This window comes from Pseudoalteromonas sp. SG41-5 (assembly GCF_014164495.1).
GTDB classification, from domain to species: Bacteria; Pseudomonadota; Gammaproteobacteria; order Enterobacterales; family Alteromonadaceae; genus Pseudoalteromonas; species Pseudoalteromonas rhizosphaerae.
In genome coordinates, this window is sequence record NZ_JACJFH010000164.1 from 1 (window position 1) to 4824 (window position 4824).

Here is a 4824-nt window from a genome sequence, read left to right on the forward strand (position 1 = left end):
GCGCCTATTTCTTCCTAGCGCCAAAAACCTTTATTTTTTACCATGCTTCGCTAGTCGCTCTAGCTTTTCTTTTAGTGACGGTGGTGCGCTTTGTGCAATCGCATTAAGGTAATCAGCGGTTTGTTCACTCATAGCTAATTTATTCGCGGGAGTGGCGTTAGCTGTTTTTAACGCATTATTTGGACTTAATCGTTGGCTGGCTTGTGGGTTAGCGGTAATTTTGATTTGCCCAAGTTCTGCCATACCGGCACTACGAAAGTGTGACAGCATATCCATTTTTAAGTAGTTTAAACGCAGTGCTATAGGTGCAGATACCGCCTCAATCATCAGCGTACCATCGCGATAATTACTAACGCGACATTTTCCACCTAAATTAGCGCCCAAAAATTCACTTAACAAAGTTTGTTGTTTATCTAATGCTTGGCTTTTACCTGCATACGACGACAATCGACCACTCAGGCCAGCCATAATATCGTTTAAAGGTTTTGGCGCGAACCTATCTTTAGCCATGCAAAACACCAAAAGTTACATTGAAGAGACTGAGTTTAATTGAATGCAAAGGTTAAAGCTACCTCGAGAAATGAAAGATACAGGGTAATAGGTGCTAGGTATTAGGTTAAAGGTTAAAGGTTAAAGGCAGAGATTAGCTACACCTGAAATCTAATGACTGATGGTTCAATACAACCGCGCGGCATAAAGCCGCGCCTACGTTTTAAAACATAGGAGCTAGGTTTTTAGTCACTTCCCTAGCACCTTTAACCTTTTCGCGGTGGCAAGCCACTCGCCTACAAGTGATTTAACATTGAGGCAAACTTTAACACCGTAGGCGTTAAGCTTGCTGACGCACAAACACCGAGCCACATTTAAAACGCGGTGGCAAGCCACTCGCCTACAAGTAACTAATTAAACACCAGAATACAATTTAACACCGTAGGCGTTCAGCTTGCTGACGCAAAAACACCGAAACAATATTGAGTATCGCGGTGGCAAGCCACTCGCCTACAAGTGATTTAACACCGAGATAAACCTTAACACCGTAGGCGTTGAGCTTGCTGACGCATAAATACCGAAACAATATTGAATATCGCGGTGGCAAGCCACTCGCCTACAAGTGATCAATTAAACATCAAAATAAACCTTAACACCGTAGGCATTTAGCTTGCTGACGCACAAACACCGTTCCACATTTAAAATGCGCCGGCAAGCCACTCGCCTACAGTGAATAATTAAACACTGAGATTAACGTTAACACCCGTAGGCGTTAAGCTTGCTGACGCGAAAACACCGAAACAATATTGAATATCGCGGTGGCAAGCCACTCGCCTACAAGTGATTTAACACCGAGATAAACCTTAACACCGTAGGCGTTAAGCTTGCTGACGCAAAACACCGAAACAACATTGAATATCGCGGTGGCAAGCCACTCGCCTACATAGGCATATACACAAAAGGTTAATGCCAGGCAAATTGTACAAAACGTAGGAAATGGCTTTAACCATGAATTTTATAATCCCCGCATCATAAAGCCTTCGAGTACCTTTAACCTCTAACCTTCTCTCTTCAACCTTTTAATTTGACATTTTTTATCCTAACCTTGTTTCTAATTTGTATAATTTAATCAACAAGGATCAACCATGAAAATTACCCATCATGGAGCGGTGAATGGGGTTACGGGGTCATGCCATCAGTTAGATTATGATCAACACTCATCGGTGTTGATTGACTGTGGGCTTTTTCAAGGGGAAGACGCCGGGCCAAGTTTAGCTATCAACTTTGATATCTCAACTGTCACTGCGCTGATTGTTACGCATTGTCATATTGACCACGTTGGCCGCATACCTTACTTATTTGCTGCTGGTTTCACTGGCCCTATTTTTACTTCGAAGGCATCGGCGAGTTTATTGCCATTAGTGATTGAAGATGCACTTAAAGTCGGTGTAACGCGAGATCAAAAAATTATTAACGCCTGTTTAAGCTTACTTGCCAAGCGTATTGTCGCTATCGAATTTAATAGCTGGTTTGATTTACCAACCACCAGCAACAAGCCCACCGCGAAAGCTCGCTTACAGCGTGCCGGGCATATTTTAGGCTCCGCCTATGTTGAAATAGATATAGGTAAAAAACCGAATACCCATCGCGCAGTATTTTCTGGTGACCTAGGAGCGCCGCATACTCCGCTACTGCCTTCCCCAAAAGCGCCTTACAAAGCCGATACTTTAGTGATCGAATCAACCTATGGTGATAAAAACCATCAAGGCCGAAAAGAACGCACGCAAACACTGAAAAAGGTGATTGAAAAAGCCGTTGCCGATAATGGCATTGTACTTGTGCCAGCGTTTAGCATTGGCCGTACGCAAGAGTTGCTGTACGAACTGGAGCAAATAATTCACAACGCAGCTAAAAATTCACCATGGCAAAATATAGAGGTTATTGTTGACTCCCCTATGGCAGCTAACTTCACCACAGAGTATCGAAAATTTAAAACCCTCTGGGACGATGAAGCAAAAAAACGCTTAGCCAAAGGCCGCCATCCATTAAACTTTGCGCAGTTGCATACTATCGACAGCCACCAAGAGCATATTGCCGTAATTAATTACCTAAGCAAACGCAAACAACCCGCAATTATTCTTGCCGCTAGTGGCATGTGCACCGGCGGGCGAATTGTGAATTACCTAGAGCGATTTTTACCTGATGAAACTACCGATGTGATTTTTGTTGGCTACCAAGGCCGTGGCACGCTCGGCCGAGATATTCAAACCTATGGACCAAGTAATGGTTATGTGCATATTAATAACCATAAAATCACCATTAACGCAGCAGTACACACAATCAGCGGCTACAGTGCTCATGCAGATCAAAACGGCTTAATAAAATTTGTAACAGGTATGCGTAAAAAGCCCAGCCATATAAAAATAGTCCATGGCGATGATGATGCAAAACAGGCATTAGCCCAAGAGTATCGAGAGGTACTAGGAGAAGGAGTTAAAATTGAAATTGGGGAATAGCAAAGTTACGTTGGCGAGCTTCGAGTAACGGGCTACGAGCAGCCCAGTGTTAAATTTAGTCTAATTCCTAGTCTTTAACCTTTTCATTATTCTGTGTAGCACAGGTTGTGAGATTCTCATGAGCTTTTGATTACATAGATCAATTTCCCAAGCATTCTCCCAATTACTTCGCACTCATTTAATGCGAACTATGTTTGCTCGTGATTGATATAACCAAGCTCAAAAACAATCATAAGCTGCGTTTTTAATTCTCCTACAGAGCCTTTTGCCACAGAAAGAAAATACGCTCTTTCTTTATCGGAATAGCGCTCATAACCTTCCGCTATATTACTCGGAACAGAAACAGCACAGCGACACATTTGATCTTTAAGCCCAAAATCTCGTAAATCATTGAAAACTTGATATACAAATAAACTTAATGAAAAAGATTTCTTCCATACATCTAAATTTTCATATTTCATCACCCCTCCTGGGTTGCTACTCCCTTTCGAAAACGACTAAATAACAATGGAACTATAATTTAACTGCAGGACGTAATATATCACCTCGCAGAACAACCCAGAACCTAATTACTATAATCAGCGGCTAAGATGATACGTAGCCCGCAACTCGAAGCTCGAAACCTCAGACATCTAAATTTTACACTACCTTTAAATGACTTGGTTTTTTAGGGTTAACTAACTCTGCAACAAAGCTTGTAAAGTCAGCGCCTAGGTTTTCATCACGCATGCTGTATTCAACAATCGCTTTTAAATAACCTAATTTATCACCACAGTCATGAGCTCGGCCGCTCATATGAAATGCTTCAACCGTTTCAATTTTCATAAGCATATCAATAGCGTCGGTTAGTTGTATTTCACCACCTGCGCCAACCGGAGTTTTATCAAGTAATTGCCAAATAGTTTTTGACAGCACATAACGACCAACTACAGCAAGGTTTGATGGCGCGTCACCAACACTTGGTTTTTCAACCATTGTTTTGATTTTCGCACTTTCACCCGCAGTAATTACAGCGCCATTTATATCAGCAATGCCGTATTTACATACATCTTGCTCAGGTACGGGTTCAAGCATAATTTGGCTTGCTGATGTTGCTTTAAAACGTGCAATCATTGCCGCTAAGTTTTCAGTTTTTTGATCTGCAGTATAAGCATCAAGTATTACATCAGGCAGTAAAACTACAAAATCTTCATCACCAATGATTGGCTTAGCACACAACACTGCATGACCCAAACCTTTAGATTCACCTTGGCGCACATGTAAAATAGTTACATCAGGCGGGCAAATAGAGCGCACTTCATCAAGTAACTTACGCTTTACGCGTTTTTCAAGTGTCGCTTCAAGTTCAAAGCTAGTATCAAAATGGTTTTCAATCGCATTTTTAGAGCTATGAGTAACAAGCACAATTTCTTTAATACCCGCAGCAACACACTCATTCACTATGTATTGAATAAGTGGCTTATCAACCAGTGGGAGCATTTCTTTTGGAATAGCTTTAGTCATTGGCAACATACGTGTACCAAGACCCGCAACAGGGATAACAGCCTTCATAATAGATCCTTTATAGAGTGTTTAAATCAATTTAGGATCAAGTTAGCAGCGCAACGCTTTATAGGGAGTGAATGAGTTCGGGCTTCGAACAGCGAGTTCCTAGCACCTTTAACCTGTTCGCGGTGGCAAGCCACTCGCCTACAAGTAATTAATTAAACATTAAGGTAAACTTTAACACCCGTAGGCGTTAAGCTTGCTGACGCGTGTTTATTAACATCTTTATCTTCTCGCCTAAGGTAAAATGTAAAAACGTAGGAAATGGCTTTAG

General features: G+C 41.7%; 4 protein-coding genes. 1 reads left to right on the forward strand and 3 read right to left on the reverse strand.

The features are described 5' to 3' along the window. Positions 1-30: 30 nt before the first annotated feature. Positions 31-510 carry a DUF721 domain-containing protein gene (locus H5232_RS22140; protein ID WP_182831526.1) on the reverse strand — a complete coding sequence of 160 codons (480 nt, stop codon included), beginning with the start codon at positions 508-510 and terminating at the stop codon, positions 31-33. 1124 nt (positions 511-1634) lie between these two features. Here H5232_RS22140 and H5232_RS22145 point away from each other — a divergent pair. Further along, entirely contained in the window at positions 1635-3005 is a 1371-nt protein-coding gene (locus tag H5232_RS22145) for an MBL fold metallo-hydrolase RNA specificity domain-containing protein (protein WP_182831527.1), read from the forward strand. 188 nt (positions 3006-3193) lie between these two features. Here H5232_RS22145 and H5232_RS22150 read toward each other — a convergent pair whose 3' ends face one another. After that, positions 3194-3466 carry a four helix bundle protein gene (locus tag H5232_RS22150; RefSeq protein WP_220491401.1) on the reverse strand — a complete coding sequence of 91 codons (273 nt, stop codon included), beginning with the start codon at positions 3464-3466 and terminating at the stop codon, positions 3194-3196. A gap of 178 nt (positions 3467-3644) precedes the next feature. Further along, positions 3645-4556, reverse strand: coding sequence for a UTP--glucose-1-phosphate uridylyltransferase GalU (gene galU, locus H5232_RS22155; protein ID WP_182831528.1), 912 nt, complete (start codon positions 4554-4556; stop codon positions 3645-3647). Positions 4557-4824 lie beyond the last annotated feature (268 nt).